This window comes from Candidatus Sarmatiella mevalonica (assembly GCF_016751895.1).
GTDB lineage: Bacteria > Pseudomonadota > Alphaproteobacteria > Rickettsiales > Rickettsiaceae > Sarmatiella > Sarmatiella mevalonica.
The window spans coordinates 1-1,670 of record NZ_JACVVM010000115.1; the positions used below are offsets into that span (position 1 = coordinate 1).

The window sequence follows — 1,670 nt, forward strand, 5'->3', positions numbered from 1 at the left end:
TCATGTACGCTGCGGCTCTGTGCTTCGTATACTCCTCGCATTTGCTCTTAATTGAGCGAGTTTCGAAAGAGGTCTATTAAAAACCCAAGTTGTTGTCGATAAGAAGATGAAACAAGTAATACGCACTGCTTTTGCAAATGGTAAGCGGCATGATTTTAGGCTATTTAAAGAGTCGAGAACAGAGATAAATTCTGATATAAAGGTCATTACTGACACTGGATATCAAGGCATACAAAAGCTGCCTAGCAAATCTGAATTACCCAAAAAGAAGACTAAGAAAAACCCGTTAACAAAAGAGGATAAGGAGAAAAACCAAGAGCTTGCCAGTGAAAGGGCGGTAAATGAAAATGTTATCGGTATGCTCAAACGATTTAAAATCATCTCTGACAAATATAGAAACAGACGAAAAAGGTTTTGCCTCAGATTCAATTTGATTGCAGCTATTTATAACATGGAGCTAGTATAAATGAGTTTCGAAAGAGGTTTATTGAACGTATGTTCAATAAGCTCAAGTATTTTAGGCGTGTCGCAACAAGATACGACAAGCTTGATATTGCATATCTTGGCTTTGTTTTTATAGCCGGAATTTATCTATGAATAGAATCAATGTCGATACTGCCTAAGGAAAGTGCGATCTTTTTATCTTATTTTATTTTTTTATTTCTTCGTATTCATCACAATCTCTCTCATAAACGGTAGTTAACAACTATTTTTCGGGTGATGCAAGAGGCCTAATAATTAAATTCATTACCTAAATATACTTCCCGCACCATCGGATTATGTGCTATAGATTGCGCATCCCCCTCTAATAACACACGACCTTCGTATATAATATACACTCTGTCTACTATCGGTAGAGTGTCGCGAATGTTATGATCAGTAATTAACACGCCTATGTTTGCGTTTTTCAAATATTTAATAATTTGTCGCACATCCTGTATGGATACTGGATCCACGCCAGCAAATGGTTCGTCGAGCATGCAAAACTTTGGCTGTGTTGCTAGTGCTCGCGCAATTTCCAACCTTCTCCTCTGTCCTCCAGATAAGTTAGACGCTTTAGACAATGCTAAATGCGATATCTGAAACTGCTCTAATAATTTATTTGCGTCTCGCTCTATTAATCGCTCATCATTTGTATGTAGTTGTAAGATGGCTTTGATATTATCTTTTACGCTTAAGCCAACAAAAATCGAGCTTTCTTGTGGTAGATATGCAATGCCCAGCCCAGCCCTTAAATAGATTGGTAATTTAGTGATGTTTGTGTGATTAATGCAAACCCTACCTTTACTTGGTCTAACTAGTCCAGCAATAATGTTAAAACAAGTCGTCTTTCCAGCGCCATTCGGACCAAATAATCCAACCACTTCGCCTCTATGTATATGCATAGAAACATCGTGTAAGGTGGGGATTTTATAATATGACTTACATATATTATGAACTTGCAGTATATCTTCTATCATCATCTATATGACACTGTTAACAAAATAATTTAAATAATTTAGCGATCGCAAGAGAAACGAAGCTAAGGAAAGTACGATCCATTAGACCTGTTGCGTAAGTAAGAAAGTAAGTTATGAACTTAAAAAAACACAGAGTATGTGAGGTGTAGAGCTGATGCGTTTTATATCACTAATGCTTTATTATAAAATCCATTTTTGAAATTAATAATT

1 protein-coding gene and 2 pseudogenes are annotated in these 1,670 nt (G+C 36.2%); 2 read left to right on the top strand and 1 reads right to left on the bottom strand.

Annotated elements, in window-relative coordinates; genetic code table 11:
* Positions 1 to 64: 64 nt before the first annotated feature.
* Together Sarmat_RS06635 and Sarmat_RS06640 are read left to right on the top strand one after the other, a co-directional pair.
* A pseudogene (locus Sarmat_RS06635) lies at positions 65 to 466 on the top strand (transposase); the annotation flags it as partial.
* Between the two features lie 11 nt (positions 467 to 477).
* Positions 478 to 597 (top strand): annotated as a pseudogene (locus Sarmat_RS06640) (IS5/IS1182 family transposase); the annotation flags it as partial.
* 134 nt (positions 598 to 731) lie between these two features.
* Here Sarmat_RS06640 and lptB read toward each other — a convergent pair.
* Positions 732 to 1,460 (bottom strand): LPS export ABC transporter ATP-binding protein, encoded by a 729-nt coding sequence (gene lptB, locus Sarmat_RS06645; protein WP_410520506.1) that lies wholly within the window; start codon positions 1,458 to 1,460, stop codon positions 732 to 734.
* Positions 1,461 to 1,670: the final 210 nt, after the last annotated feature.